The organism is Arthrobacter sp. LAR12-1-1.1 (assembly GCF_040676555.1).
In the GTDB taxonomy this organism is placed as follows: domain Bacteria; phylum Actinomycetota; class Actinomycetes; order Actinomycetales; family Micrococcaceae; genus Arthrobacter.
In genome coordinates this window covers 147,615-172,308 of sequence record NZ_JBEGIG010000045.1, presented here as the reverse complement: position 1 = coordinate 172,308, position 24,694 = coordinate 147,615, and the positions used below count along the sequence as shown (strand labels likewise).

At 65.5% G+C, this 24,694-nt stretch carries 23 protein-coding genes; 9 read left to right on the top strand and 14 right to left on the bottom strand.

The features are described 5' to 3' along the window. Positions 1–5: 5 nt before the first annotated feature. Positions 6–1,463: a glycosyltransferase family 2 protein gene (locus MRBLAR12_RS19385; RefSeq protein WP_364747921.1), complete on the top strand. Its 1,458-nt coding sequence runs from the start codon at positions 6–8 to the stop codon at positions 1,461–1,463. On the opposite strand, the gene MRBLAR12_RS19380 is transcribed toward MRBLAR12_RS19385, so the two are convergent. From MRBLAR12_RS19380 to MRBLAR12_RS19360, 5 genes are all read right to left on the bottom strand, one after another. Then, positions 1,385–2,515, bottom strand: coding sequence for a hypothetical protein (locus MRBLAR12_RS19380; protein ID WP_364747723.1), 1,131 nt, complete (start codon positions 2,513–2,515; stop codon positions 1,385–1,387). The two genes, MRBLAR12_RS19385 and MRBLAR12_RS19380, sit on opposite strands and share 79 nt — an antisense overlap. Positions 2,516–2,837: 322 nt before the next feature. Further along, positions 2,838–3,605 carry an amino acid ABC transporter ATP-binding protein gene (locus MRBLAR12_RS19375; protein WP_364747721.1) on the bottom strand — a complete coding sequence of 256 codons (768 nt, stop codon included), beginning with the start codon at positions 3,603–3,605 and terminating at the stop codon, positions 2,838–2,840. Continuing rightward, positions 3,602–4,621, bottom strand: coding sequence for an amino acid ABC transporter permease (locus MRBLAR12_RS19370; RefSeq protein WP_364747719.1), 1,020 nt, complete (start codon positions 4,619–4,621; stop codon positions 3,602–3,604). The genes MRBLAR12_RS19375 and MRBLAR12_RS19370 overlap by 4 nt, the downstream gene beginning before the upstream one ends. Before the next feature lie 6 nt (positions 4,622–4,627). After that, positions 4,628–5,530 carry an ABC transporter substrate-binding protein gene (locus MRBLAR12_RS19365; RefSeq protein ID WP_364747717.1) on the bottom strand — a complete coding sequence of 301 codons (903 nt, stop codon included), beginning with the start codon at positions 5,528–5,530 and terminating at the stop codon, positions 4,628–4,630. Positions 5,531–5,611: 81 nt separating this feature from the next. After that, on the bottom strand, positions 5,612–6,883 hold the full coding sequence (locus tag MRBLAR12_RS19360; protein ID WP_364747715.1) for an alpha-hydroxy acid oxidase: 1,272 nt from the start codon (positions 6,881–6,883) through the stop codon (positions 5,612–5,614). Positions 6,884–7,014: 131 nt separating this feature from the next. Here MRBLAR12_RS19360 and MRBLAR12_RS19355 point away from each other — a divergent pair, with 131 nt between their 5' ends. Next, a complete protein-coding gene (locus MRBLAR12_RS19355; RefSeq protein ID WP_364747713.1) occupies positions 7,015–8,643 on the top strand; it encodes a PucR family transcriptional regulator in 1,629 nt (542 codons plus the stop codon). 117 nt (positions 8,644–8,760) lie between these two features. Here MRBLAR12_RS19355 and MRBLAR12_RS19350 read toward each other — a convergent pair whose 3' ends face one another. The 4 genes from MRBLAR12_RS19350 to MRBLAR12_RS19335 form a co-directional block, all read right to left on the bottom strand. Beyond that, the gene (locus MRBLAR12_RS19350) at positions 8,761–9,366 is read right to left on the bottom strand and encodes a class I SAM-dependent methyltransferase (RefSeq protein ID WP_364747711.1); all 606 of its coding nucleotides are present in this window, start codon (positions 9,364–9,366) and stop codon (positions 8,761–8,763) included. 24 nt (positions 9,367–9,390) lie between these two features. After that, positions 9,391–10,758, bottom strand: coding sequence for a diacylglycerol/lipid kinase family protein (locus tag MRBLAR12_RS19345; protein WP_229993882.1), 1,368 nt, complete (start codon positions 10,756–10,758; stop codon positions 9,391–9,393). Positions 10,759–10,929: 171 nt separating this feature from the next. Then, a complete protein-coding gene (locus MRBLAR12_RS19340; protein ID WP_229993881.1) occupies positions 10,930–11,265 on the bottom strand; it encodes a cupin domain-containing protein in 336 nt (111 codons plus the stop codon). A 125-nt stretch (positions 11,266–11,390) separates the two neighbouring features. Further along, entirely contained in the window at positions 11,391–11,708 is a 318-nt protein-coding gene (locus MRBLAR12_RS19335; protein WP_229993880.1) for an acylphosphatase, read from the bottom strand. 226 nt (positions 11,709–11,934) lie between these two features. Between MRBLAR12_RS19335 and MRBLAR12_RS19330 the strand changes: the two genes are divergently transcribed. Then, positions 11,935–12,198, top strand: coding sequence for a YegP family protein (locus MRBLAR12_RS19330; RefSeq protein ID WP_229993879.1), 264 nt, complete (start codon positions 11,935–11,937; stop codon positions 12,196–12,198). Positions 12,199–12,259: 61 nt separating this feature from the next. Here MRBLAR12_RS19330 and MRBLAR12_RS19325 read toward each other — a convergent pair whose 3' ends face one another. Further along, on the bottom strand, positions 12,260–12,784 hold the full coding sequence (locus MRBLAR12_RS19325) for a hypothetical protein (RefSeq protein ID WP_364747708.1): 525 nt from the start codon (positions 12,782–12,784) through the stop codon (positions 12,260–12,262). Positions 12,785–12,827: 43 nt separating this feature from the next. Between MRBLAR12_RS19325 and MRBLAR12_RS19320 the strand changes: the two genes are divergently transcribed. After that, a complete protein-coding gene (locus MRBLAR12_RS19320) occupies positions 12,828–12,998 on the top strand; it encodes a hypothetical protein (RefSeq protein WP_364747706.1) in 171 nt (56 codons plus the stop codon). A gap of 182 nt (positions 12,999–13,180) precedes the next feature. Here MRBLAR12_RS19320 and MRBLAR12_RS19315 read toward each other — a convergent pair whose 3' ends face one another. Continuing rightward, entirely contained in the window at positions 13,181–13,927 is a 747-nt protein-coding gene (locus tag MRBLAR12_RS19315) for a hypothetical protein (RefSeq protein ID WP_364747704.1), read from the bottom strand. Positions 13,928–14,149: 222 nt separating this feature from the next. On the opposite strand from MRBLAR12_RS19315, the gene MRBLAR12_RS19310 reads away from it, so the two are divergent. Continuing rightward, positions 14,150–15,391 (top strand): mechanosensitive ion channel family protein, encoded by a 1,242-nt coding sequence (locus tag MRBLAR12_RS19310; RefSeq protein ID WP_364747702.1) that lies wholly within the window; start codon positions 14,150–14,152, stop codon positions 15,389–15,391. Between the two features lie 150 nt (positions 15,392–15,541). Next, complete coding sequence (locus MRBLAR12_RS19305) at positions 15,542–17,398, top strand: glycoside hydrolase family 13 protein (protein WP_364747700.1); 1,857 nt, start codon at positions 15,542–15,544, stop codon at positions 17,396–17,398. Positions 17,399–17,925: 527 nt separating this feature from the next. On the opposite strand, the gene MRBLAR12_RS19300 is transcribed toward MRBLAR12_RS19305, so the two are convergent. Beyond that, positions 17,926–18,840, bottom strand: a complete 915-nt coding sequence (locus tag MRBLAR12_RS19300; RefSeq protein ID WP_364747698.1) for a glycosidase — start codon at positions 18,838–18,840, stop codon at positions 17,926–17,928. Between the two features lie 276 nt (positions 18,841–19,116). Between MRBLAR12_RS19300 and MRBLAR12_RS19295 the strand changes: the two genes are divergently transcribed. Both MRBLAR12_RS19295 and MRBLAR12_RS19290 read left to right on the top strand, forming a co-directional pair. Then, the gene (locus tag MRBLAR12_RS19295; RefSeq protein ID WP_364747696.1) at positions 19,117–19,944 is read left to right on the top strand and encodes a CPBP family intramembrane glutamic endopeptidase; all 828 of its coding nucleotides are present in this window, start codon (positions 19,117–19,119) and stop codon (positions 19,942–19,944) included. A gap of 9 nt (positions 19,945–19,953) precedes the next feature. Next, positions 19,954–20,571, top strand: a complete 618-nt coding sequence (locus MRBLAR12_RS19290) for a hypothetical protein (RefSeq protein WP_364747694.1) — start codon at positions 19,954–19,956, stop codon at positions 20,569–20,571. A 48-nt stretch (positions 20,572–20,619) separates the two neighbouring features. Here the strand turns inward: MRBLAR12_RS19290 and MRBLAR12_RS19285 are convergent, their stop codons facing one another. Continuing rightward, positions 20,620–22,353, bottom strand: a complete 1,734-nt coding sequence (locus tag MRBLAR12_RS19285) for a SulP family inorganic anion transporter (protein ID WP_229995959.1) — start codon at positions 22,351–22,353, stop codon at positions 20,620–20,622. A 172-nt stretch (positions 22,354–22,525) separates the two neighbouring features. On the opposite strand from MRBLAR12_RS19285, the gene MRBLAR12_RS19280 reads away from it, so the two are divergent. After that, positions 22,526–23,500, top strand: coding sequence for an aldo/keto reductase (locus MRBLAR12_RS19280; protein WP_364747692.1), 975 nt, complete (start codon positions 22,526–22,528; stop codon positions 23,498–23,500). A 108-nt stretch (positions 23,501–23,608) separates the two neighbouring features. On the opposite strand, the gene MRBLAR12_RS19275 is transcribed toward MRBLAR12_RS19280, so the two are convergent. Next, a complete protein-coding gene (locus MRBLAR12_RS19275; RefSeq protein ID WP_364747690.1) occupies positions 23,609–24,670 on the bottom strand; it encodes an adenosine deaminase in 1,062 nt (353 codons plus the stop codon). Positions 24,671–24,694: the final 24 nt, after the last annotated feature.

Sequence of the window (24,694 nt, the reverse complement as noted above, 5' to 3'; positions counted from 1 at the left end):
GGGTGATGCTCACGATTTTCGCCGTCGTGCAGGTTCTGTTCCTGTTCAGCCTGCTGGTCACGCTCTGGTTCCTTGCCCAGAAGGTCAACCTGATTCCGCCGCGCCGCAAGGCCGGCGGCACGGGGTCAAAACCGCCCATCATCATGTTCTACCCCGTGCTGAACGAGCTCGAAGAGACGATGCGGACCACCTTCACCGGGATGTCCCGCGCGCCGTATCCGCGGAATCTGTTGAGAGTGGTTGCCATTCCCAATCACGACGACGTCGCCACCGTTGCGTCGCTGCGGCGGCTTCAAAAGGAATTCCCTTTCCTGGAGATCCAGGCCGTCCCGCCGACCAGCGACCACAGTTGGCGGGCGGTCTTCTCCTCCTGGGACAACAACCCCAAGGCCTACTGGTGGCATGCCGGCAAGCGGACCGGGGAAACCGCCCTACCACCCAAGAAAACCAGGCAGCTGATTTGGGCCATGTACAACGTTGCCGGGAACCACCCGGACGCACTGCTGTCCTACATCGACGCCGACAGCATCGTTCCCGTTGACTACTTCGAGACCGCGGCGCAAGGAATCAAAGACTACGACGTCATCCAGTTCACGAATATCACCGGCAACCTGACGAGTTCCTGGGCTTCAGCGTTCTTCGCCATGGATCACATCGCCTGGGATTCAACGCTGTACAAGCACATGACGGCCGATGGACACCATCCCTACTACGTGCTCGGCAAGGGGCTGTTCTTCCGGGTTGCAGATCTGCTGGAAGTGGGTGGCTTCCATCCGTGGCTGACCATCGAGGACCCCGAGATTGGGATGCGGATGTGGACGAACGGCTACCGCCTGGGCGTTGTCGAATCCCCGCTGGTCGAGGAAGTCCCGGCCACGTTCCGGCAAGGCATCACTCAGAGGAAACGGTGGATGGCCGGGTTCTTCCAGTCCCTCGGAGGACCGCTGGTCCAGATGGGCATGCCCCTCAGCAAGCGGATCCGGGCCCGGCTGAACTTCGTCCCCTGCCTTTCGCTGGCGCTGAACCCCATTGGCTTGGTGATCGGAGTTTGGGCAATCGTCGGCGCGTTCACGTCGGCAAATCCCTTCATCGACGGGCCATTGATGGTTCTGTCCCTGACGAACATTGTTTTGGCGGTCTTGGTAATCAGCTACGGACAATTCCGGGCCTGGAAGATGACCGGGCCCGTCCTGCCGGAGAAGCGGGACCGCCTGCGATACCTGCTGCGGGTGAACCCCCTGTTCCTGATGGTGTTCTGGCTGTGGTGGTCCATTCCCCTCGCCATCGGCTTCTCCATGTTCCTCCGCGACACCGGATTGGTTTGGGAGCGCACCGAGAAGACTGACGCCAACCGCGGACTACTCCGAGGTGGCGGCAGCAGCTCTCAGGAGTCCGCGGCCCTGAACGCTGTCGGGTCGGTGCCGTCGATGAGCTCCGCCGGGGTGAGGGGGCCGGCGAAGTAGCTCAGCCCCCAGCTCCGCAAGTCGGTATTCCCGGGCGGCACCGATTGGGTGCCGCCCAGGACCACATTGTCCTCATAGGTGGACACCGCGTCAGTGCTGGAGGGCGTGTTCAACGGGCAGATAACGTTGCCCACGAACCGGACGGAACCGTCCACCGTTCCATTCATCTCGGCACCTCCTGAAATGGCAGGGCTCCTGGTGCGCATGTTTCCGACGGCCGTGTTCCTCACGACCTCCGTGTTGACGGTTCCGAACGCGTGCACAGCCCTCCCGCCGCAGCCACTGATGATGTTGTTTTCGACGAGGATCGGTTTCCGGTATCCATACGTTTTTTCGATCAGGTCCAGGGAAATACCGTTGCCGTCGGTGACATAGTCAAAGCCACCACGCCGGAATTCGACCAGGCATTCAACGTCAAAAATGTAGTTTCCGACCACGCGATAGCCGTGTCCGCCAGGCAGCAGCTCCCCTTGGGTGAGGTCCTGGGCGGCGTAGATGCTGATCCCGGACGTGTTCTCCGGACTGTGCCGTGACGTTCCGTGAATCTTGTTGTAGCTGATATCGACCAGATCGTGGGAGCCGCCGGCGTCGAAGCAATTGATTCCGCCCCCGGGAAAGTCGTGAACGTGGTTGTTCCACAGGACAACATGGTGGCTTCCCCCGTGAACGGAGATCCCAGAGCAGTTGGTATTCGCATTGTTTTGGTCACCAGCGACCTCGAAGCCATAAAGCCCAACATAGGAAGAGCCGGTGATGTTGAGGAAGTTGTCCGTAGGCGGAGGGACGGAGATGACAGCGTGCGCCTGATCATCGCGGGCCATGATGCCTAGCCAGGCGTCTGGCGAGCCATGGAACCCAGATACTTCCGTGTAACCATATACGCCGGAGCCAACCAGGATCAGGTCACCGGGGCTGGCATGGTGCACGGCGGTGTTGATCTCCCGGAACGGGGCCCGATCCGTTCCGGGGTTGCCGTCAGATCCCTGCCCCGACACATGGAGAGTACGGGTGCCGCAGCGGACGAGCTCGAGGAATTTCTCCGCCGTGGCCATCCCAGGTCCGTGCGCGGCACCGACTCGTCCGGCCAACGAGTCCAGACGCGATTGCCGCGACAGCCCATCCAACTGGTTCTTCACCACGATGCCTCCGACGGAAGCCGCGACGGCCCCACCCGCTACGGAAAAGAACGTCCGTCGCGTCACCATGCAGCCTGCCGGGCGGATGGGACAGGGCCCTTGGATGATCGGTACCACGTCATGATCGCCCCATTTCCCAGGAATGCACCGGCCGCGGCAGCGCCAACTTCGGATTCTTCGAAGTATAGCTTTCGGCTCACGCCGGGTTCACGCTGTCACTCGCCGGCGGTCGCCGGCGTCAGAGCACCTTGGACAGGAATGCCTTGGTCCGGTCGTGCTGCGGATCGCTCAGGATCTGGCGGGGAGCTCCGGCCTCCACCACCACTCCTTCATCCATGAACACCAAAGTGTCCGCCACTTCGCGGGCGAACCCCATCTCGTGCGTCACCACGATCATGGTCATGCCGCTCTTGGCCAGTTCCTTCATGACGTCCAGCACTTCCCCCACCAGCTCCGGGTCCAGGGCGCTTGTGGGCTCGTCGAAGAGCATCAGCTTGGGATCCATTGCCAGGGCACGGGCAATGGCCACCCGCTGCTGCTGGCCGCCCGAAAGGTGGGCCGGATAGGCATCACCCTTATCTCCCAGCCCCACACGCTCTAGGAGTTCCTTGGCCCGGGCAGTGGCTTTGGTCTTAGAAAGACCTTTCACCCGCATGGGAGCAAGGGTGATGTTCTCCACCGCGGTCAGGTGCGGAAACAGGTTGAATCGTTGGAAGACCATCCCGATTTCCTGGCGTTGGAAAGCCGCTTCCTTGAGCTTGAGTTCGTAGAGCTTTTCGCCTTTTTGACGGTAGCCGACGAGCTGTCCGTCGACCGAAAGCCGGCCGCCATCAACGCGTTCCAGGTGGTTGATACACCGCAGGAACGTCGACTTACCCGAACCGCTGGGCCCCACAATGCAAAGAACCTCCCCGGGGTCGACCTCCAGGCTGATCCCGCGCAAGACCCTGTTGGTGCCGAAATTCTTGGAAACCTTCTCCGCAAGCACCATTGGCACGTCCGTCATCCTTTTCCTCCAAAGTCTGTGCCGAGCGGTGCACCCGGGGCGCCGGGCCCCGCAGTGGGTGGTGCCTCCGGTGCCGCCGGTTCCTTGCCCGTCTTGACCCGCCCGGTTCCCCGGGAGAACCGCTTTTCAATGAAGTGCTGTCCCACCATCAGGACGGAGGTGAAGAGCAGGTACCAAAGGGAAGCCACAATCAGCAGCGGCACAGGAGTGAACGTCACCGCGGAAATACCGCGGGACACGCCGTAAAGGTCAACGCTCAACGGAATCGCGGCCACCAGGGAGGTGGTCTTGAGCATCGAAATCACTTCGTTGCCGGTAGGCGGAATGATGATCTTCATGGCCTGCGGCACCACGACGTACCGCATGGTCTGCCCCCAGGACATGGCCAGCGCCGTCGACGCTTCCTCCTGGCCCTCGTCCACTGACAGCAGGCCTGCACGCACGATTTCAGACATGTAGGCGGCTTCATTCAGGGCCAGCCCGATCACGGCGGTGATAAACAGGTTTGTGAAGATCTCGTTCGGGACGGTGACCCACGGCGTCGTGAATGGAATACCCAGCGTAAACACCGGATAGATCAGGGACACGATGCCCCAGAACACGAGCTGCACATAAACTGGAGTTCCCCGGAAAATCCAGATGTACAGCCAGGCGATGCTCTTCAGCACCGGGTTCGGCGAGAGGCGCATGATGGCCAGCAGCAGGCCGATGACGATAGCGCCGATCATCGAGTAGATGGTCAGCCACAACGTCACCCACGCAGCCTGGCTGATCCGGCGGTCGAAGATGTACTTGCCGACGTCGGGCCAGCCGTAGTCTGCACGTTGCGCGGCGTCCAACACAAAGACCGCCAGCCCAAGCAGCAGCACCACGGCAATCAGAATCCGCCACGGGTGCCGCAGCGGGATCGCCACGATCGCCTCCGGCGGCGCGTTGTCCGCGTCCCGTCCCCTGCCGGCCCGCGGCGTCCTGCCCGGTTCCGCCTCAATCATCCGGTCGGATTCCGGCTCGCTCATGTGCTATCACCCTTTGGCTGCCACGTTGAGGTCCGCCGTCTTGACTCCGCCGGCTTCCACGCCCCACTTGGACAGGATCTTGTTGTAGGTACCATCGTCGATCAGCGCCTGGAGGGCCTTCTGGAGGACCGGCGTAAATTCACTGCCCTTGGCCACGGGGATCCCGTACGGCGCCACTTCGAAGGCGTCGCCGGCGGTCTGCAGCTTGTCGTTAGTCTTGGAGATGGCATAGAGAGTCACGGGCGAATCGGCGCTCATGGCGTCGACCTGTCCGACCACAAGGGCGTTGGTCGCCTGGTCCTGCGCGTCGTACTTGAAGATGGTGATGGCCGGTTTGCCGGCGTCGGTGCAGGCCTTCGATTTTGCGGGCACTTCGTGAGTGTCCTCATAGGTGGTTGCCTGGACAGCGACTTTGAGCCCGCACGCGTTATTGGGGTCGACGGTCTTGCCCTTCGGCGAGGCCCACTGGATGCCGGCGGAGTAGTAGTTCACGAAATCCACCTGCTTTTCGCGTTCCAGGGTGTCCGTGAAGGAGGACATGCCCATGTCATCCTTTCCGGCCTTCACCGCCGGAAGAATGTTGTCGAAGGTGCCGATATCGAAATTGACCTTCAATCCCATAACCTGGCCCAAGGCGTTGGTAAGGTCCACTGACCAGCCTGCCGGCGCACCGTTATCGTCCTTGAACTCGTTGGGCGGGTAGTTGTTAGCCATGCCGACATTGAGCACGCCGGCACTCTTGATTTTCTCCGGAAGCGACGCGGCAATCGAGTCATTCTTTTTCACGTCGATGGCGTCGGCGGTTCCGGACTCCCCGCCAGTGGCGGCCGGTTCGCTGTTGTTGACGCAGCCGGAAAGCGAGAGCGCCGTGGCTATGGTGAGGACGGGGAGTAGGTATCGGGTGCGCATGGTTTCCTTAGCTGTTCAGGGATCCTCTAGGCTCCCGCAACGCTGCGGGAGGGCACTGCATGGCTGCTTGTTCAGAACTCATCAAATCGTGTTGCCCGACGCTGTATTTTCAAGGATTTCTCCAGAGCGACGGATGTCCCGCAGAATTTCCCCGCCTCGTGCTTTCAACTCGGAAATGCTGGAAACGCCTACCAACGTCATCGTACGCCGCAGTTCGTCCCCGAAGATCTCAATGATGCGCCCGACGCCCGGCGATCCGGCCGCCACCAACCCGTACAGGTAGGCCCGGCCGATCGAGCAGGCGTCGGCACCCAACGCCAACGCTTTGAGGATGTCGCTGCCCCGGCGGATGCCGGAGTCCACGTAGATCTCGATCGAGTCGCCCACCCGCTGCCGCGATTCCTGGAGGACATCCATGGGGCTCAGCATGTGGTCGAGTTGGCGTCCGCCATGGTTGCTCAGCTGGACGGCGTCCAGGCCAATACGGGAGGCCTTTGCCACGTCGGCAGGGTTGACGCAGCCCTTGAGCACGATCTTGCCGTGCCAAGCCTGACGCAAGGCTTCCAGTTCCTTCCATCCGCTCGTCGCATCCGAGTGGCCAAGAATGTGCTGCCACATGGACGGGGTGACCACGGAGGTGGCTGCGGCACTGCGCGGATCCAGATTGGGAAAACTGATTCCGTCCGACTTCAGGAAATTGATCCACCACGAGGGACGGCGGGCGATGTCCGCGATGGTTGAAAGCGTTAGAGCGGGGGGCGCGGTGAAGCCGTTGTGGAGGTCCCTCTCCCTCGAACCCAGAGCTCGTGTATCGACTCCGATAATCAGGGTGGTGAATCCGGCGGCCTCGCAACGGGCAAGTTTGTCCTTCAGCGCCTGGGCGTCGGAGGTGAGCCCAAAATTGAACCAGCGGTCAAGGGTCGGGTGGTGCTCTGCGATCGTTTCCATGGCCACGGTGCTCAGTCCGGCCAGCCCGTAGGGGATGCGGGCCCGGTCGGCGGCAGCCGCGACGGCGAGCTCGCCCTCAGGGTGGAACAGCCGGGTGGCCCCGGTGGGGGTCAACGTGAGCGGCAGCGCGCTTTCTTTTCCGAGCAGGGTGGTCGTCGTGTCGGGTCCGGACACCGGGCCCCAGCTGGGCATGAGGGCCCACGCGTCGAAGACGGCTCGATTGCGGCGGAGCGTCACTTCGTCTTCAGATCCGCCGTCGAGGTAGTCGAAAATCCCTGCCGGCAGGACCTTGCGCGCCGATTGCCGGTATTCCTCGACATTGAAAGCGTTGGCCAGCACCCGGCGTCGGCGGGATATCACCGGGGCTTTGACCTGGATGAGCTGCTTGGCTTCGCTGATTTTCAATGACGGCCTTCCGTTTTGCTGTCCTACGTTATGGTTCAGCGTAGGAAATGAAACTCCGCACCACTATGGAGTTATCGACAAATTGAGGGGGCCGTCATTAGTAGCGAATGCCAAACAGATGCGGTGTCCCCGTGACGACGCCGGCTGTGGAAACGCACGCCCTGCCCACGTTGGCCGACGTCGCCCGCTCGGCGGGTTCTGAAATTCTCAGCCTGGTGGAAATGCCGCCCGATGACCGGCAGATCGTCGCCGGCTCTGTTCTCTACGACTCGACGGCCCGGCCCACCAAGTTCCCGGGCGCCGTGGCCCTGGCCATCGGTTTGTCCCTTTCCGGGAAACGTCTGGGCGCGAAAGTGCGGGAGCTCAGCGACGCCGGCTACGTGGCGATCGTTTACAAATCCAACGGCACCTCGGACGAAGTGTTGCGGGCATCCGCCCGGGACAACGGGATGGCGCTTTTCCGGGCCTCCGACTCGGTGCCGTGGAACCAGCTCGCGGAGATCATGGATGCCGCAGTCGTCCCGCACCGGCAATCGGGACGGACCCTGGTGGACATCCGGCCCGGCGACCTGTTCGACCTCGCCAACACGGTGGCGGCCCAAGCCGGCGGTGCCATCGCGATCGCCGATCCCGAGCAGACGATCCTGGCGTATTCGACCCTCCCGGACCAACCCATTGACGAGACGCGCAGGAGTTCCATCCTGAGTCTGCAGGTACCGCATTCCATGGAAACGGATAACGACTACCGTCGCGTCCATGCCGCCACAGACGCCCTGGACGTGGTGACGCAGGATCCCCTGCTCCGGCGCACGGCCATCGCGATCCGGGCCGGCGACTCAGTTCTGGGCTCGCTCTGGCTCCTCGAACGGGCGGACCACCACAACGAGGACGCCAACCGGATCCTGCGGGAAGCCGCCAACGTGGCCGCGCTCCACATCCTGCACAAACGGACCACCTACGTCTCGAACCTCACGCGCCAGATAGACCTGGTCCAGCCGCTGCTGTTCGATCCGAAACGCGCCGAACTGGCGGCCATCAGGCTTGGGATCTCGGCGCCGTCGATCCGTGTTGCGGCCCTGGGCGTCTGGCCGTCCGATGCCATCGCAGCCGAAACGCTGCAGTCCCGCCTCCGGCTCTTCGATACCATCCGGACCGCCTGCGCCATCCGGCTGCCCTCGGCCGTTTGCGGGCTCTCGGACAACATCGTCTACATCGTCCTGCCGCAAACCACCGAATCGTCACGCCAATTCCAACGCGCCGCGATTCTGAAAATTGTGCAGAATGCGCGCCGGCTTCTCTCGCGCCCGGTCCTGGCGGCGCTGGGCGGCTCAGCGACGATCGACCGTTTGGAGGAGTCCAGGGTCAACGCGGAACTGGTCCTGTCCGAGCTTGTACGCAACGTCGCGGAAGGGCGCATAGCCGCCGATTCCGATGACATCGTGGCCGACGACGACTCCCTCGGCTCGCGTCTGCAGCTGCGCCACGTCGTCTCGTCGCTGACGGCCGCCGGCCAGCTGCCCGGGGCGCATGCCCTCAGTATCGCGGCGTACGACGAACAGCATAAGAAATCCTTCGAGGAAACCATCTACGCCTACCTGAGCTGCGGCGGAAACGCGATCGACGCCGCCAAGTCGCTGGACGTGCACGTCAACACGGTCCGCTACCGCTTGTCCCGGGTGGAGCCGCTCTTCGGCATAGACCTCGACGACGCCGAAACGCGCCTGCTCGTGTGGCTGCAGTTATGGGCAAGACACAACTAGTGGCTGGCTCACACGGTTCAGGCTAGATCTGCCCGGAATCCGCGGATCCCCATCTTGCCGGGGCCTCAAAGTCTGCCTTCCGTGACGTCCGCCCGCCGGCAGCTCACGCCCGGCCGCTCACGCCTTCCGGGCGATCACATCGAATATTTGCCAGTGCTTGGGCCCGCGGAACGATTGACCGTCGTCGTCGAACACCTCAAACTTCAGGATCTTCAGTCCGGCAAAGAGCCCCCGGGCGTCGGCCTCGGTGTGGAAGTTCCACTCGGGAATGACGGCCCAGGAGTCCCGGTCCCCAAACAGGTTCACAGCAATGACGCCGTCTGGCAGAAGCGCCCCCAGCAGCATCCGCCAGACATGGCCGAAGTTCGCCGGGTGGACGAACGGCAGCGAATAGCTGGCCAGGACGAGCCCCGCCTCCGGGAGCCGCGAAAGGTCCTCGAACGGGCTGAGCTCAATCTCCAACTGTTCGGCGAGCGCGGCGGGAACGGTTGCGAGCAGCAGGTCCCGGGTGTCCGGGAGCGAATCGACGGCGAGGACCCGCCAGCCGCCGTCGAGCAGCGCCAAGGTTTCCTTGCCCGCGCCGCAGCCCAGATCAATGGCCCGGCGGCCGTTGCCCGGTCCGGCGAAGGCCATCGCGTCAAGGCACAACTGGCGCACGGAACGCGTCGACTGGGCGGCGTTGTAGTCCGTCCACACCTTGCTGTCCGCGGGGCTGTCCAACACGGTCACTCGCCTGGGGAGGCTCTGTCACTCGCCCGCGGACGCCGGCGCAGACGGCGCGGACGGCGCAGTCGGGTGCCGCCCCCATGCCAACTCACGGAGCCGGACCAGGTCCAGGGAGGGCTGGGCCGGCGGAACGCCTGGACGGTTCCGCGGAACCAGTACCCGCAGCGCGCGGGGTTCGATGCTGCATCGCACCGGCGTGCTCATCAGCAGGGCCTCCCCGTCCACACCGACGGGGATCTCGGGCACGTCGGCGTCGACCACCACCTCCGCCGCCGCGACTTGGATCAGGCCGCGCTTCGTGGCACGGCGCAGCAGGCCCACCGCTTCGCGGGTGCTGGCGGCGGAGAGCGCCACCGCGCCGAGAACGCCGCGGTCCAGCCGGGTTCGGCGGCCCAGGCCGGCCAGGTCGTTGCTGCCGTACGGACCATTGCTGACCAGCACCGCCTGGGGGCCGTCCACGGTTGAGCCGTCCATCTGGGCTCGAAGTCGCGCACCCTTAGCGCCCCTGATCAGGTCCGGAAGCATCTCCAGCACGGTACCGGCCTTGTCGTCGCGGTACTCCGGGCTCTGCACCACCTCGGCGTACACGCCGAAAGATGAGTTGTTGACGAAGGTGCGGCCGTTGATCTTGCCGAGGTCAACGTGAAGCTCCACGCCGTCCCGGAGGGCGTCCAGGCAGCCCGTCGGGTCTTCCCGGTCCAGCCCGAGGTCCAGGGCGAAATGGTTGCGGGTGCCGGCGCTGATCACCAGGAACGGAAGGTTGTGCTCGGCCGCAATGCCGGCCACCAGCGCCTGGGTCCCGTCCCCACCGGCGACGCCGAGCAGATCGGCCCCGCGCTCCACCGCCTGCCGGGCCAGCGCATCGACATCCACCTGTCCCGGACCTTCAAGAAGTGCCACCTCCGCACCGAGTTCCTCGGCCTTGCGCTGGAGATCGAACTTCACCACCTTGCCCCCGCCGGAACGCGGATTCATCACCAGGAAGGCATGCCGCCAGGTGGGAGCGGGGTACTCAGCCATGGCCTTGCCCTCGCCCCTTTCCCGGAGGGCGGCGCGGGCACAGACCACCGCAACAGCCGCCAGTCCAACCGAGAGCACCATCTCCCACAGCAGGCCCGCCCGAATGTGTAGGACCACGAGCACCAGCGGGGCCAGTACCGCGAGCGCCAACGCACACCAGCGCAGGAAACCGCGGCTGATGAGGAACCAGTAGATCGCAGCCACAGTCACCAACACGGCGCCGGCATCGATCATGACCAGCGCAATGGTGCCTGCCAAACCTGCAGCCACCAAAGGGACAGCCACCGCGAGGAGGACCGCGACGTAAGCCGCCCTCGCCCACCAGCGCCGGGTTTCCGGGACCTCCTCGATGGACGGTATGACGGTCATGTCGCGCCCCCGATCTGCGTTACCACGACGGCGGTCATCTTCCCGGCCCCTGCCGTGCGCTCCCTTTCATGCAAGGGCGCAGATGTCTGATCTCTCTGGCATCCCTGGAATTCACTTTCGGCCTCTCCTTCGTCTCGAATGGCTGCGGGCCACCCGGATTGGGCGGGCGGTTCAGGTCCTGATCTTGGCCACCGTCATCAAGATCGCAGAGTCTTCCTCGGCTTCCAGGCTGTGCAGCCCCTCCGGCACAATCAGCAGATCGCCGGTTTTGCCCTGCCAGGATTCGTTGCCGGCCCGCAGGCGCACACAGCCGCGGAGCACAAACACCGTCGCCTCCCCGGGGTTCTGGTGCTCGCTCAGCTGTGTCCCGGCCCTGAACGCCATGACGGTCTGGCGCAGAACTTTCTCGTGCCCGCCGAACACCGTGTCGGCGGCCCGTCCGCTCCCTGCAGCGAGGGCAGCCGCGACCTGCTGCCTGGCCAGGGCATCGATCGATATTTTCTGCATGGGCACACCGTACTCGCCTCAGGCCGCGCTGCCGAGGGTCCTTCGCCCCGGGCTCGGGTTACCGTTCCCGGGTCAGGGGAGCTCGGGCCGGCGGAGTGCAGCTGCAGCCCAGCACATCTGGAGCCCTAGTACGCCACGTCGAATCCGCCGAACTCTCCCGTCGCCGCCGAGAGCGATTCTTCGACGTCCTCCACCCGGCCGGGCGCCTCGGGCGAGCGCAGCCAGCGACGCAGCTCCAGCACCACGGACTGCGGCCCCTCGGCCACAATGCCCACGGAGCCGTCGTAGTTGTTCCGGACCGTGCCGCTGAGCCCAAGCTCCTCGGCCTTCCGGACCGTCCAGTACCGGAACCCGACGGCCTGCACCACACCGGACACCCGCGCGTTCAGCCGCACGGGCTCGCCGGAATCGGCCGGAAACTGCACAGGGTGTTTGTCAGTCATGCTCCCAATGTAGCGCCCGCCACCGCCCCTGGTTTGGGTCATGCGGGGTTTGGTCCCGCAGGCTAAGTCTCTTCGCCCAGACACCAAGGGACCTTTGCCCCTTTCCGGGCGGCCGACGTTCGCGAAAGGCTGTTCCAGCACTGCAACAGCTTGTCGAAGACCCGGCAACAGCACACCGAAGTGCCTTACCCTCCCGGCAGCCACCGCTGCCCGAAAGGACAAGACAATGGCTGGACAATTCGAAATCTTCACGGACGGGGAATCCAACGTCCGGTTCCGTCTCATAGTCGCCGACGGGACCGTGTTGGCCATTTCCACAGCATTCGACGACAAACGCCAGGCGGCGAACGCGATCATGGCCGTGCGCGAGTGCGCCGGCACCGGGCTGATCCGGGAGGTCCGCAGCACCCCGTGGGCCGGGCAGCGCGGCACCAGGAACACGTCGCCGGCACCGACAGCCCGCCGACACCGGCACCTGCCCGCTGTCTAGCGACGTTGGCAGCGCGCCGTGCCCGCACCGTAGCCGGCCGCCAAGAAGTGTCCGGCCGCACCTACATCGCCGGTTCCGTGCCCGTCCCCTCGGCGGCGGGACGGAGCGAGGTGATCATCTTCCGGACGTCCTGGTACTCCGCCGTGGCAGCGTAGAGCTTCGCTTTCTCCAGATACGGCAGCCCGGGGTCCCCCGGCGTCGTGTTCTTCGCCGGGTCGTAGGCCTGGCCGAACAGCGCACCGCTGGGCGGCCAGAGGAAAAGCTGGAACATCGGACACGCCAGGGGTCCGGTCTCCTCCGGCATCATGGTGATGCCGTACGACGCGTAGGTGGGCGGCGAAGCTTCCGGTGCCGCGGCATCACCGCGGCCCTCGAAGACGTAACGCGGCCCATTCTGGTCCGCCGCACCGGGTTCGGCGAGGGCCTGCATCGGCTCCGAATCGATGAGCAGGTACGGCTGCTGCTCGCTGCATTCGGCGCCCGTGACCACATTCGTGCGCAGCGCGGCCATCTGCTTCCCGGCGGCGTTCACCACGTCTACGAACTCTCCGCCCAGCGGCGCCTCCCCTGCCGGGTCCCGGATCACCCATGTGGCCGGGTAGTCGAAACTCAGCGTCCCATCCGACGTCGTGAACGTCTTCCACCCGGACGACGACGGCGGACCCACCGCCGCCGGTGAGGTTGCCGGCGTCGTGGTCCCCGGAGCCGTTCCCGGTGTTGTTTCTGGCGGCGTGGTTCCCTGCGTTCCCTGCGGGGAATTTCCCGACCCCGCGTTTCCCGACTCCGTGTTTCCCGACTGAGCGTCTCCCGCAGGCGGGCCGCCGGACGTTGCATCCGGCGCCGGCGCAGCGCCGGATGTCGCGGGCGGCACCACCGGCGAGCCGCAGCCGGCCAGCAGCAGGGCTGCGAGGACCAGCGCCGGGCGAAACGGAGCCGGAAACACTGTGCGTCGCCGCTGCCTCACCATCAGTCCGGGCCGGCCCTACTGCCCCGCCGGGCGCAGCGAGGTGATCATCTTCCTGATGTCCTTGTATTCGGAGGTCTCCAGGTACGCCTCCGGGGTGTCGACAAAAGGCTCGTTGCCCGGGCTGGTGTCGAAGGGGTTGTAGACGCCTCCGAACGACGCTCCGCTGGGCGGCCAGGTGAAGAAATGGAAGATCGGACAGGCATCTGGCCCGGACGGCTTCGGTGCCGAGCTGATGCCGTAGGCCATGACATTGGCCTTCATGGGGTCCTTCTCTGCCGGATACAGGCGCAACTCAAAGATGAAGTGCGGCTCAACCCCTTGCTGGACCAAAGCCGGAACGGGCACCAGATCGAGCACGGAGTAGGGGATCCGCTGCGTGCATTCCGAGCCCGTGACCACGTTGGTCCGCAGCGTGGCCAGCGACTTGCCGTCCGCGGTGAGGACCTCCAGGAACACCCCGCCGGGCGCGGCCTCGGCGCCGCGGTCCTTGACAGTCCACTCGGCCGGGTGGTCGAACTCCAGCTGCCCGTCGGATGTCTTGACGGTTTTCCAGTCCTCTGCCGTCGGCGCGGGCGTGGCCGGCGTCGACGGCGCCTCCGTCGGCGGAACATCAGTTGCGCCGGGCGCGGACGTCAGCGGGGGCACAGAGGGCATCGACGGCGACGTCGGGCCCGGGCCCGCGGGGCCGCCGCAGGCGCCGAGCAGTGCCGCAACCAAGAAACCGGCCGATGCTGCCGTGCCGAACGCCGAGAGTCGACGCATGTCACCCTCCCCCTGGGATTCAAGTGGTTCGACCATTGTGGAGCGTCTGGACGCCAAAGCAAGGGCCAAAAGTCCCGAGTTGGCGGCCGGAGGGTGCCATAACCCGCCGCTGCATGCCATGCCCGCCACCTTCTGTAGCGGCGTTCTGTAGCGGCGTGACCGGACCCACGTTGACATCCCTCCGATTTCAATTGCCCGTGGAAGCTTGCTAGAGCTTAACTAATGCAAGAGTTCCTGACACAAGCAATGCCGTTCCTGGCCATGGCCCTCGCCGTGGTTGCCGGACTCGTCCTGTCCTGGCTGGTTCGCAAGATTGTGCTCCGGCTCAACCGCAGCAAGCCCGAACTGCGCGAGACGTCCCGCGTGGCCCGGCTGCCGTTGCGCTTGTCGCTGTGCCTGATCGCCGTCAGGATCGCGCTGGCGACAAGCACCGGGGACCTCGAATGGCGCCACGGCCTGGACCATCTGCTGCTGATTGCGCTCATCGCGTCCCTGGCCTGGCTGGCCGTCGCCATGCTGCTCATCATCGAGGCGATGGTCCTGACCCGGTACCGGGTGGATGTCGCGGACAACCGCCGCGCCCGGCGGCTGCGCACCCAGGTGATCCTGGCCCGGCGGATCGGCGTCGCACTGATCGTGGTGGTGGCCCTGGGCAGCATGATGCTGACGTTCCCCGCGATCCAGGCACTCGGCGCAGGGCTCCTTGCCTCCGCGGGCGTGATCTCGATTGTGGCCGGCCTCGCCGCGCAGACCTCGCTGGTAAACGTCTTCGCCGGCATCCAGCTCGCCTTCACGGACGCGATCCGGGTGGACGATGTGGTGGTGGTCCAGAAGGAATGGGGCCGGATCGAGGAGATAACCCTGACCTACGTGGTGGTCCACATCTGGGACGACCGCCGGCTGATCCTGCCCTCGACGTATTTCACCACCACCCCGTTCGAGAACTGGACCCGGCGGCAGTCCGAGGTCATGGGCACCGTGGAGTTCGACCTCGACTGGCGCGCTCCTGTCGAGGCGATGCGCGGCGAGCTGAAGAAGGTCCTGGCCGAGACCCCGTTGTGGGACAAGCGGGTGGGGATCCTGCAGATCACGGACGCCACCGCCGGCTTTGTCCGGGTGCGCATTTTGGTCAGCGCCGCGGACAGCGCCTCCCTGTTCGACCTCCGCTGCCTGATCCGTGAGGAACTGGTGCTGTTCCTGCAGCAGGACCACCCGACGGCGCTCCCCCACGTGCGCCTGGAATCGCTGCCGTCGGCGGTGGGATCCGCCGCGTTCGACGCCGGGACGGAATCCAAGCGACCGGGCAAGGATGCTGCCACTGGCGAGCACCCCCGGCACGCAGACCCCCAGGACTCCCAGCTGTTCACCGGGTCCATCGAGGCGATCCAGCGCTCCAAAGCCTTCTCCGGTCCCGGCGAGGACGTCTTCGAGGACCGCGATAACGCCATCGCCTCGCAGAACTAGCCAAGTCCGGACAACCCGGCCGGACGGCTTCGGCCGGACAGCAGGACCGGGCAGGTCTTCCCACCCCTCTCCAACTGGTCAATAATCAGACGTTGGCGGGTCAGCAACGCGCTGTCCCGATAGCCTGCAGGACCAGCTGAGGAGTCCCCCATGACGGTCGAACAAGCCCCCGCGGAAACACCAAAGACGACTGCCCGCGACTGGTTCCAACGCGCCGTCGTCTATCAGATATATCCGCGCAGCTTTGCCGATTCGAACGGCGACGGCATCGGCGACCTCCGCGGCATCATCAGCAAGCTGGACTACCTGCAGCGGCTGGGGGTCGACGTCGTGTGGCTCTCCCCGATCTACACCTCGCCGCAGGACGACAACGGCTATGACATCAGCGACTACCGCAATGTCGATCCGCTCTTCGGCACTCTCGAGGAGCTCCGGGAACTGACCGACGGGCTGCACGCGCGCGGCATGAAGCTGGTGATGGACCTGGTGGTCAACCACACATCGGATGAACACCCCTGGTTCGTGGAGTCCCGGTCCTCGAAGGAGAACCCGAAGCGCGACTGGTACTGGTGGCGGCCACCCCGGGAGGTGGACGCCCGGGCCTCCCAACGACGCGCGGCCGCCGCCGCGGAGCCGAACAACTGGGGCTCGGCGTTCTCCGGGCCCGCGTGGGAGTTCGATCAGGCCACCGGGGAGTACTACCTGCACATTTTCTCGAAGAAGCAGCCGGACCTGAATTGGGAGAATCCCGAGGTCCGCGCGGCGGTTTACGAGATGATGAACTGGTGGCTGGACCGGGGCGTGGACGGCTTCCGGATGGATGTCATCAACTTCATCTCCAAGGACATTTCGCTCCCGGACGGGCCCGTCGCGGACGGCAAGCTCTTTGGCGACGGCAGCCCGTTCTACATCGACGGCCCGCGCATGCACGAGTTCCTGCAGGAGATGCACCGGGAAGTCTTCGCCAGCCGAACTGGCGGGCTGCTCACCGTCGGCGAAATGCCCGGCGTGACCGTGGAGGACGCCGTCCTGTACACCGACCCCGCCCGGGCCGAGGTGGACATGGTGTTCCAGTTCGAGCACGTGGCGCTGGACCAGGAGGAGGGCGACAAATGGCGGCCCAAGAAGCTCCTGCTCACCGAGCTGAAGCAGACCCTGGGACGCTGGCAGGAAGGCCTGGCCGAGACCGGCTGGAACAGCCTGTACTGGGGCAACCACGACCAGGCCCGCGCCGTGTCCCGCTTCGGCGACGACGGGAAGTACCGCGAGCACTCAGCCAAGATGCTGGCCGGCATCCTGCACCTGCACCGGGGCACGCCCTACGTCTACCAGGGCGAGGAACTGGGCATGACCAACATGACGTTCGGCGCGATCAGCGATTACCGCGACATCGAGGTCCTCAACCACCACCGCGAAGCCACCACCCATCTGGGCCACACCGACGCCGAGGTCCTCGCCGCGCTCGCGCCGCTGAACCGGGACAACGCGCGGACCCCGGTCCAGTGGGACGCCTCCCGGCACGCCGGGTTTACCACCGGCGCTCCCTGGATCGCGGTGAACCCGAATGCCAACCACATCAACGCCGCCGCCCAGATGGATGATCCGGACTCGGTCTACAGCTTCTACCGCAAGGTGATAGCGCTGCGGCATGCGGAGCCGGTGGTCTCGCACGGGGACTTCACCATGCTCCTGCCCGATGACCCGCACGTCTACGCCTTCACCCGGGCCCTGGCTGGTTCCGGTTCAGCTGGTTCCCCCGGCAGCCCCGCAGACGGCACGCAGATTCTGGTTCTGGGCAACTTCTCCGGCGAAGAGCGCGACGCCCAGCTCGGGGACCAGACCTGGCATGACGCGGAGCTGGTCTTGGGCAACTACCCGTCCGACGCCGGCGCTGCCGCGCGCGACGGCGGTTCAGCCGCGAGTGCCGTGCACGGCAGCTCTGCCACGGGCGGGATGCGCCTGAGGCCCTGGGAACTGCTGGTCTTGCGCCGGCGCAGCGGCGCCTGATTGCCGTATCCGGAACGCCAGCTAAGAAAGGAAGCCAGACATGACTATTCCCCCGACACCCGAACCCGATCCGTTTCCGCCGGAACCGGGCCCCACGACGCCGCCGCCGGAACCCGGGGACCCGTTCCCGCCGGAACCTGGCCCGGTCACGCCACCACCGGTTCCGGGGCCTGAGCCGGTTCCCGGGCCCGCGCCCACACCGTCACCGGCACCGGGTCCGTTCCCGACGCCCAATCCCCTCCCGATTCCGGATCCCGGCCCGGTGCCGCCGCGGCCGGACCCGACCCGGTTCTAAGCAGCCGTCAAGCAGGACCAGCGGTGGCCCGTGGCCGGCACGCTGGTAGCGGATTCGCAGGCCCGCAAGCTCGACGGTGGCCATGAGGCAATGCTAGGTCCGGCGGGCTCAGGATGCGCAAATCCGCCCGCGACGCGCAAATGACCCTGCGTCACCCGAATTCGGGTGTCGCAGGGTCATTTGCGCGTCGGCAGGATGATTGCGCGTCGGCAGGATGATTGGCGGTCGGTGCCTATCGCAGGACGATGTCCCGGGTGCGGTGATCGTACTGAATGACCAGGAGGCCGCCGCCGTGGTGGACCTCGTGGTTGGGTCCGTCGAAGACGCCGAACGCACCATAGTTTTCGTCCCAGGAGCGGTTCAGGGCGATCTTGAAGGTGTAGAAGCCGGCCGGAATGTCCGCGGCGATCTTCCAGAGCTGGTCCGCCTGGTCCAGTTCCATCTGGGCTTCGTCATACTGCGGTGCCCAGTTGGCGGGCGCGCCGATCAGGACGTTGAAGTCACCGGCAACCGCGACGGCTTCCGGCTGCTCGATGGTTTCGACGCTGACGGCCGGGGCTGCCGCTGCCGCGGTTTCTGCCGTAGCTTCTGCTGACTGTGCGGCCTTCGCAGCGGGCTTGCGCTTCCGCACCGCCTTGGCCACCGGCGCCACAACTTCCTCGACGATCTTGGCGGCCTTGCCGGCAACCTTGCCGGCTTTCGACGGCGCTTCCTCGGCCTTGGCGGCCGGCGTTGCTGCTGTCTTTGCTGCCTTCGCCGGCTTCGCCGGCTTCGCCACGGGAGCAGACGGCAGCGGGGTGCCCGCCGGAACCGGAGTGCCGGCGTCGAGCGCTGAAGCGAAGGCGGCAGGCTCGGCGAAAGCGACCGTGGCGCGCTGGCCGTCGTCGGTGATGGACCAGCCGGAGCGGCCCTTGACCAGCCAGCCGGCCTTGACCAGCTTGGCCGTGGCGGTGGTCAGCGTCTTGTGGCCGCGGGGAATGCCGCCGCTGAGAAGTTCGGACTCCTGGTCGTTGAGGGGTACCCGTGCGATTGCCTCGCCCAGTACGGCTCCGGCGTTCGGCTTCGCGCCAGTCCACGCCTCCTCTGACAGGACATCCAGCACGGCCTTGAGCCGAAGGTTGGTGTTTTCCGCGGTGTTCGCGCCCATGGGTCTCCTTTAGAAGCAATTGATCCACCTGCATTTTGCCAAGGAAATGATGGTTTTTGCGAGCGGATCCGGTTAACTCTGTGTGTCGTGACCCACTATGACAGGGCCGAGCGGAGCGCGCGAGTTACCAACTCACCGCTACCCGCGAGTAGCCTGGCGCCGGAGTACTCTTGGCCGCCATGCCCGTTTCGGCAGTGCTGGATTCGGCAGATCTGGATTCGGGGCGCCCGCGAGCGGACAATGAGCCGTATTCGTCCCTGTTCCTCAGGAGCCGTCATGCCTCGTTTCAAGGTCTGGCTGCAGCGCCACCGCCTCCCGGCGTTCTTTGTCCTGGCCTTCGCGATTTCGTGGTGCTCCTGGCCGCTCTATGCGGCAGGCCTAATGCCGCAGTTCGAGTTCCTGCCGGTCGGTCCACTCGTGGCGGCACTGATCATCATTGGGCTCGCCGAGGGCAGAGCTGGTTTCCGGGTGTGGGCCCGGCGGCTGATCAGGTGGCGGGTGGGCTGGGCCTGGTACGCCGTGGCGCTCCTCCTCCCGGCAATGCTGGCGCTGCTCACCGGATTCGCGAACATGGCCCTCGGCGCCGCGGCTCCCGGGCTGGCAGAGGTGACGTGGTCGGGGCTCCTGGCTGTTTTTGCCGTACGCCTGGTCAATCCGATGGACGGCCCCCTAGGAGAGGAACCGGGGTTCCGCGGCTATGCCGTGCCCCTGCTCCAGGCCAGGTGGACTCCGCTGCGGTCCGCGGCACTCCTCGGCGTTGTGGTGTCTCTCTGGCACCTTCCGCTGGTCCTGTTCGGGCAGCTCAGCCTGATCGGGCTGCCCACCACCTTCGCCATCACTTTCCTCTACGTGTGGCTGTTCAACCGCACCGGCGGCAGCGTGCTGCTCACATTCCTCTTCCACAACAGCCAGGGCACCTTCACCGTGGGTTCCTTCGGTTTCTCCGGTGCCGAGGCTGACCGGGCGGAACTGATCTACTTCGCCGTGGTGGTCCTTGCAGTCCTCACCACCGTTCTCCTGGACCGGGGTGCCTGGCGCGCGGCGCCTGCCTCCGCCATCGACTCAGTGCTGCTCCGTTCCGGATCAGATCCAATCCACCGCTAAGGAGGGACCATGTCCTCACCCCTGCCGTCCCATGCCGGGCCCATTGCCCTGGCAGCCGGCCTGGCCTTCGCCGCCGAGGACGTCTGGCGCCTGCTCGCGGCCGACCACAGCCTCGAGCGAATAGAAATGATGCGCCAGACTCCGTTCCAGCTGTCCAACGCGTTCTACTTTGTGGTCTTCATCGGGCTGATGCTCGCCTTGGTGTCCGTCTACATGAGGTACGCGGACAGCGCCGGTGCCCTCGGCGTCGTCGGATTCTGCGGAGCCCTCATCGGCACCATGGATATGGCGGGCAACATGTGGTTCGACGGGTTTGCCGGTCCGTGGATTGCCGAAACTGCGCCCGGCGCCATCCTCGCCGGCGGGTCCGGCATGCTGGTCATCGGCGCACTCTCCAGTTACGTGCTGTTTGCGCTCGGCTGGATTAGCTTCGGCCTAGTGGGCTGGCGGACGCACATGTTCCCGGCGTGGGCCGGCGCGGCGTTCGTCGTCGCCGGGGCCCTGGGATTCAACGTGGGCCTGCCGCCGTACGGGATTCCCATCGGACTGGCGATGGCCGCGCTGGGCTGGTGGATCACCCGCAGCGCCCGTGTGCCGGCCGAGCAGCGCCAGGACGCCCGCTCCTAGGCACCCGCTACTACGTCGACGTCCAGGACCGTGGTGCCCACGTAATTCTCACTCCTCGGCGCTCCACTGAGCCCCGGTCTTGGCCATGTAGGCAGCTACCGCTGCTTCGGTGGTGGGATAGAAATGCTCCGGCTCGATTTCGCGGGTCAGTCCGTAGCGTTCGATCTTGTCCCGGGTCCGGTGCTTGAGCTCGGCGAACACCAGGGAGATACCCTGGGCGTTCAGCTCGACATCCAGATCGAGCAAGACGTCTGCGGCGGTGGTATCCACGTCCGTGATCGGTTCGGCCGCGATGATGATCCACTGCAGTTTGGGTTCTGTCCGTGCCAAGTGCCGGATGTTGTCGCGGAACGGCCTGACGTTGGCGAAGAACAACGGAGCGTCCCACCGGTAGATCACCAGGCCGGGCAGGTGCTTCGCGTCCGGGTGGACGTTGACGTCATGAAACCCCTCATAGCCGGGCACCCGCCCGATCACGGTCTCGTATGGCCACCACGCCCGGCGGAAGATGTTCAGGATGGACAGCCCCACCGCAATGCCGATGCCGGGCAGAACGCCCAGCAACGCCACTCCGAGGAAGGCGGCCAGGGACAGGTAGAACTCGGTTCGTCTCTGGTGCAAGAGACGCAACGTTCCAGGAATATCGGCGAGGGAAACAGCCGCCGTCATCACCACGGCCGCCAGAGCCGGCTGTGGCAGGTTCCGGAACAGCCCCGGCAGCAGCACGAGCATGAGCAGGATCAGCACGGCACCCGTCACCCCCGTGAGCTGGGTCTTCGAGCCGGAACGTTCGGCGACGGCGGTCCGGGAGCCGCTGGTGCTGACCGGGAAGCCTTGGAAGAGACCAGCGGCCAGGTTGGCGGCACCGATCCCGATCATCTCGTGGTTGCCACGGATTTCCTGGCCGGAGCGCGCGGCGAACGATGTCGCCGTCGAGATGGTGTCCGTCAAGGACACCAACGCAATACCTAGGGCCCCGGCGAACATCAGTCCGAGGTCCGCGAAGTCCACCTGCGGGATGGTGAACGGCGGGAAGCCCTGCGGGAGTTCCCCGACCAGCGAGACGCCCTTGGCTGCGAGGTCGAACACCGCCGCCGCCGCGATGGCGAGGACCACCATGACCAGCACCGCAGGGACCTTGGGCAGCCACCGTTGCAGAGCCAGTATCAGCACGATTCCGCTAATACCGACGGCCGCGGCGGCGATCACCGTCTCGCCGTTGGCCACGCCCTGGACGAAGCCGACGAGGTCACCTAGGAAACTTTCACTGTCCACCTTGAAGCCGAAGAGCTTGGGCAACTGGCCCACCAGGATGGTGATGGCGAGGCCGTTCATGTAGCCGATCATGGTCGGTTTGGAGATGAGGTCGGCGATGAAGCCCAGCTTGGCCACGGACGCGAGCACCATGATGGCGCCGACCATGAGGGCCAGCATTGACGCGAGCGCGATCGCCTTCTGCGGGTCGCCGTCGGACGCGACGAGCGGCAGGACCGTCGCGGCGATCATGGGCCCGAGCGCAGAATCCGGTCCCAACACGAGAATGCGGGACGGACCGAACACAGCATAGGCGAGCAGGCAGAGGATGCTCGTGTACAGCCCGGTGATCGGGGGCAACCCTGCCAGCTCGGCGTAGGCCATTCCCTGGGGAACCAGCAACGTCGTCAGGACGATCCCGGAAATGATGTCCTTGCCGAACCAGTCCTTCTGATACGTCGCGGCGACATCGAGTCCGGGCATAGAGCGGCGCAGCCAGCCCTTGCGCGGCTCCCGAGTCTTCGTCATATCTGCACTTTGCCGCGCGGTCGCCGCCCGGCGCATCCTCCTGCAAGGGTGAGCCGGGCTTCCGTTGTGTCCCTTGACGGATAGGCCTAGAGTGGCCATCGGCCAACTGCGTCCCGCCCCGGTGCACGAGGCGGCGGAGGCCGCTCCCACCTTTCTGATCGAGGAGATACCTATGGAAACCCGCACGCTCGGTTCGCTCACCGTCTCCGCCCTGGGTTTGGGCTGCATGGGCATGAGCGAGTTCTACGGCCACGGCGAGGAAACCGAATCCATCGCCACCATCCAAGCCTTTCTCGACGCCGGCGGAAGCCTGCTCGACACGGCTGACATGTACGGCCCGTTCACCAACGAGACGCTTGTGGGCCGGGCCATCGCGGGCCGGCGCGACGACGTCGTCCTGGCCACCAAATTCGGCAACGAACGCCGGCCCGACGGATCCTGGGTGGGCATCAACGGCTCCCCCGACTACGTGCACGCCGCCTGTGATGCAAGCCTGCAGCGGCTGGGCGTGGACCACATCGACCTGTACTACCAGCACCGGGTGGACAAGACCGTCCCGATCGAGGAAACCGTCGGGGCCATGGCTGAGCTGGTACAGGCCGGGAAAGTCCGGCACCTTGGCCTGTCCGAGGCCAGCGCCGACACCGTGCGCCGGGCCCACGCGGTGCACCCCATCACGGCCCTGCAGACCGAATACTCGCTGTGGGAGCGCGAGCCGGAGACCAAAGTCTTCCCGGTCCTCGCGGAACTGGGCATCGGCTTTGTCCCCTACAGTCCGCTGGGCCGTGGCTTCCTGACCGGCCAGTTCCGCAGCCCGGAAGATTTCCCGGCGGACGATTTCCGCCGGCACTCCCCGCGCTTCCAGGGCGAGAACTTTGCCCGCAACCTGCAGCTCGTGGGTCGGGTCACGGAGTTGGCGGATGCGAAGGGCTGCACCCCGGCGCAACTGGCACTGGCGTGGCTGCTGGCCCAGGGCGAGCACATCGTTCCCATCCCTGGCACCAAGAAGCGCGACCGCCTGCGGGAGAACCTGGGCGCTGCCGACGTCGAACTCTCCGCCGAGGACCTCAACCGTCTGGACGAACTCGCTCCGGCCGGGGCGGCAGCCGGAGCGCGGTACCCGCACATGGACTCGATCGACGTCTAAGCCGGCCACCGGGGGTCACCCAGACCCCCAACGCTGCGCTGTTGCCCTATCAGTTATGGTTCCCAACCGCCCGTTTTAGCGACCATAAGTGATAGGGCAACGGTGATTTTAGTGCCCGGACGCGGCGAGTTCGGCCAGGAGTTCGGCCTTGCGTTCCTCGCTCGCGAAGGACGAACGGATCGAGTTCGCGGCCATCCGGACACAGTCGAACTCGGACAGGCCAATCACCGATTGCAGCTGCGCGAAGTTGTCGTCCACATACCCGCCGAAATACGCGGGATCATCCGAGTTCACGCACACGTTCAGCCCCGCCGCGAGCATCGCCGGCAGCGGGTGCTCAGCCAGGGTGTCCACCGCCCGGAGCCGGACGTTGGACAGCGGGCACACGGTCAGCGGCATGAGCTCGTCCACCAGCCGTTCCACGAGTTCCGGGTCTTCCATGCACCGGATGCCGTGGTCAATCCGCTCCACTTCGAGGATGTCCAGCGCGTTAATGATGTACGACGGCGGGCCCTCCTCGCCGGCGTGCGCGATCCGGTGCAGCCCGGCGTCCTTGGCCCTGGCGAAGAGCCGCTCAAACTTGGCCGGCGGGTTGCCCACCTCGGCGGAATCGAGCCCGATTCCGGCGATCGGAGCGTCCATGGCAAGCAGCTGCTCCAGCACCTCAAGGGCGGATTCCTCGGTGAGGTCGCGCAGGAAGGCCGCGATCAGGAGGGTGGAGATGCCGAACTCTTCCCGTGAGCCGGCCAGTACCGAGGCCACGCCGTTGACGCACGTCTCCAGGGATACCCCGCGGGACAGATGGGCCTGCGGGTCCAGCATGATCTCGGCATGCCTGACCCCGGCGAGCGCCGCCCGGGCCAGGTAGGCCCGGGTCATGTCGGCGAAGTCCTGCTCCGTCTGCAGCACGGCCATATTGGCGTAGTACAGGTCCAGGAAGGACTGCAGGTCCGTGAACTCGTAGCGCGAGCGCAGCTCCTCCAGGTCCTTATAGGGCAGTTCAATCCCGTTGCGTTCCGCCAGCGCGAAGATCAGCTCCGGTTCCAGGGTTCCTTCAATATGCAGGTGCAGTTCGGCAACCGGGAGCGGGAGGGGTTCGCCGGCTTCCGGTTCTTCCGATTCTTCCGGTTCTTCCGCTGTCAACTCGGCCCCGCCGTCGTACGTTTCCATCCGGTAAGGATATGCCTGCCCGCT

Bases quoted from the DNA above. Each gene is read 5' to 3' on its own strand.
- MRBLAR12_RS19385 (WP_364747921.1), top strand. From the start codon at position 6: ATGCTCACGATTTTCGCCGTCGTGCAGGTTCTGTTCCTGTTCAGCCTG.
- MRBLAR12_RS19380 (WP_364747723.1), bottom strand. From the start codon at position 2,515: ATGGCCACGGCGGAGAAATTCCTCGAGCTCGTCCGCTGCGGCACCCGT.
- MRBLAR12_RS19375 (WP_364747721.1), bottom strand. From the start codon at position 3,605: ATGACGGACGTGCCAATGGTGCTTGCGGAGAAGGTTTCCAAGAATTTC.
- MRBLAR12_RS19370 (WP_364747719.1), bottom strand. From the start codon at position 4,621: ATGAGCGAGCCGGAATCCGACCGGATGATTGAGGCGGAACCGGGCAGG.
- MRBLAR12_RS19365 (WP_364747717.1), bottom strand. From the start codon at position 5,530: ATGCGCACCCGATACCTACTCCCCGTCCTCACCATAGCCACGGCGCTC.
- MRBLAR12_RS19345 (WP_229993882.1), bottom strand. From the start codon at position 10,758: ATGACCGTCATACCGTCCATCGAGGAGGTCCCGGAAACCCGGCGCTGG.
- MRBLAR12_RS19340 (WP_229993881.1), bottom strand. From the start codon at position 11,265: ATGCAGAAAATATCGATCGATGCCCTGGCCAGGCAGCAGGTCGCGGCT.
- MRBLAR12_RS19335 (WP_229993880.1), bottom strand. From the start codon at position 11,708: ATGACTGACAAACACCCTGTGCAGTTTCCGGCCGATTCCGGCGAGCCC.
- MRBLAR12_RS19330 (WP_229993879.1), top strand. From the start codon at position 11,935: ATGGCTGGACAATTCGAAATCTTCACGGACGGGGAATCCAACGTCCGG.
- MRBLAR12_RS19315 (WP_364747704.1), bottom strand. From the start codon at position 13,927: ATGCGTCGACTCTCGGCGTTCGGCACGGCAGCATCGGCCGGTTTCTTG.
- MRBLAR12_RS19310 (WP_364747702.1), top strand. From the start codon at position 14,150: ATGCAAGAGTTCCTGACACAAGCAATGCCGTTCCTGGCCATGGCCCTC.
- MRBLAR12_RS19305 (WP_364747700.1), top strand. From the start codon at position 15,542: ATGACGGTCGAACAAGCCCCCGCGGAAACACCAAAGACGACTGCCCGC.
- MRBLAR12_RS19300 (WP_364747698.1), bottom strand. From the start codon at position 18,840: ATGGGCGCGAACACCGCGGAAAACACCAACCTTCGGCTCAAGGCCGTG.
- MRBLAR12_RS19295 (WP_364747696.1), top strand. From the start codon at position 19,117: ATGCCTCGTTTCAAGGTCTGGCTGCAGCGCCACCGCCTCCCGGCGTTC.
- MRBLAR12_RS19290 (WP_364747694.1), top strand. From the start codon at position 19,954: ATGTCCTCACCCCTGCCGTCCCATGCCGGGCCCATTGCCCTGGCAGCC.
- MRBLAR12_RS19285 (WP_229995959.1), bottom strand. From the start codon at position 22,353: ATGACGAAGACTCGGGAGCCGCGCAAGGGCTGGCTGCGCCGCTCTATG.
- MRBLAR12_RS19280 (WP_364747692.1), top strand. From the start codon at position 22,526: ATGGAAACCCGCACGCTCGGTTCGCTCACCGTCTCCGCCCTGGGTTTG.
- MRBLAR12_RS19275 (WP_364747690.1), bottom strand. From the start codon at position 24,670: ATGGAAACGTACGACGGCGGGGCCGAGTTGACAGCGGAAGAACCGGAA.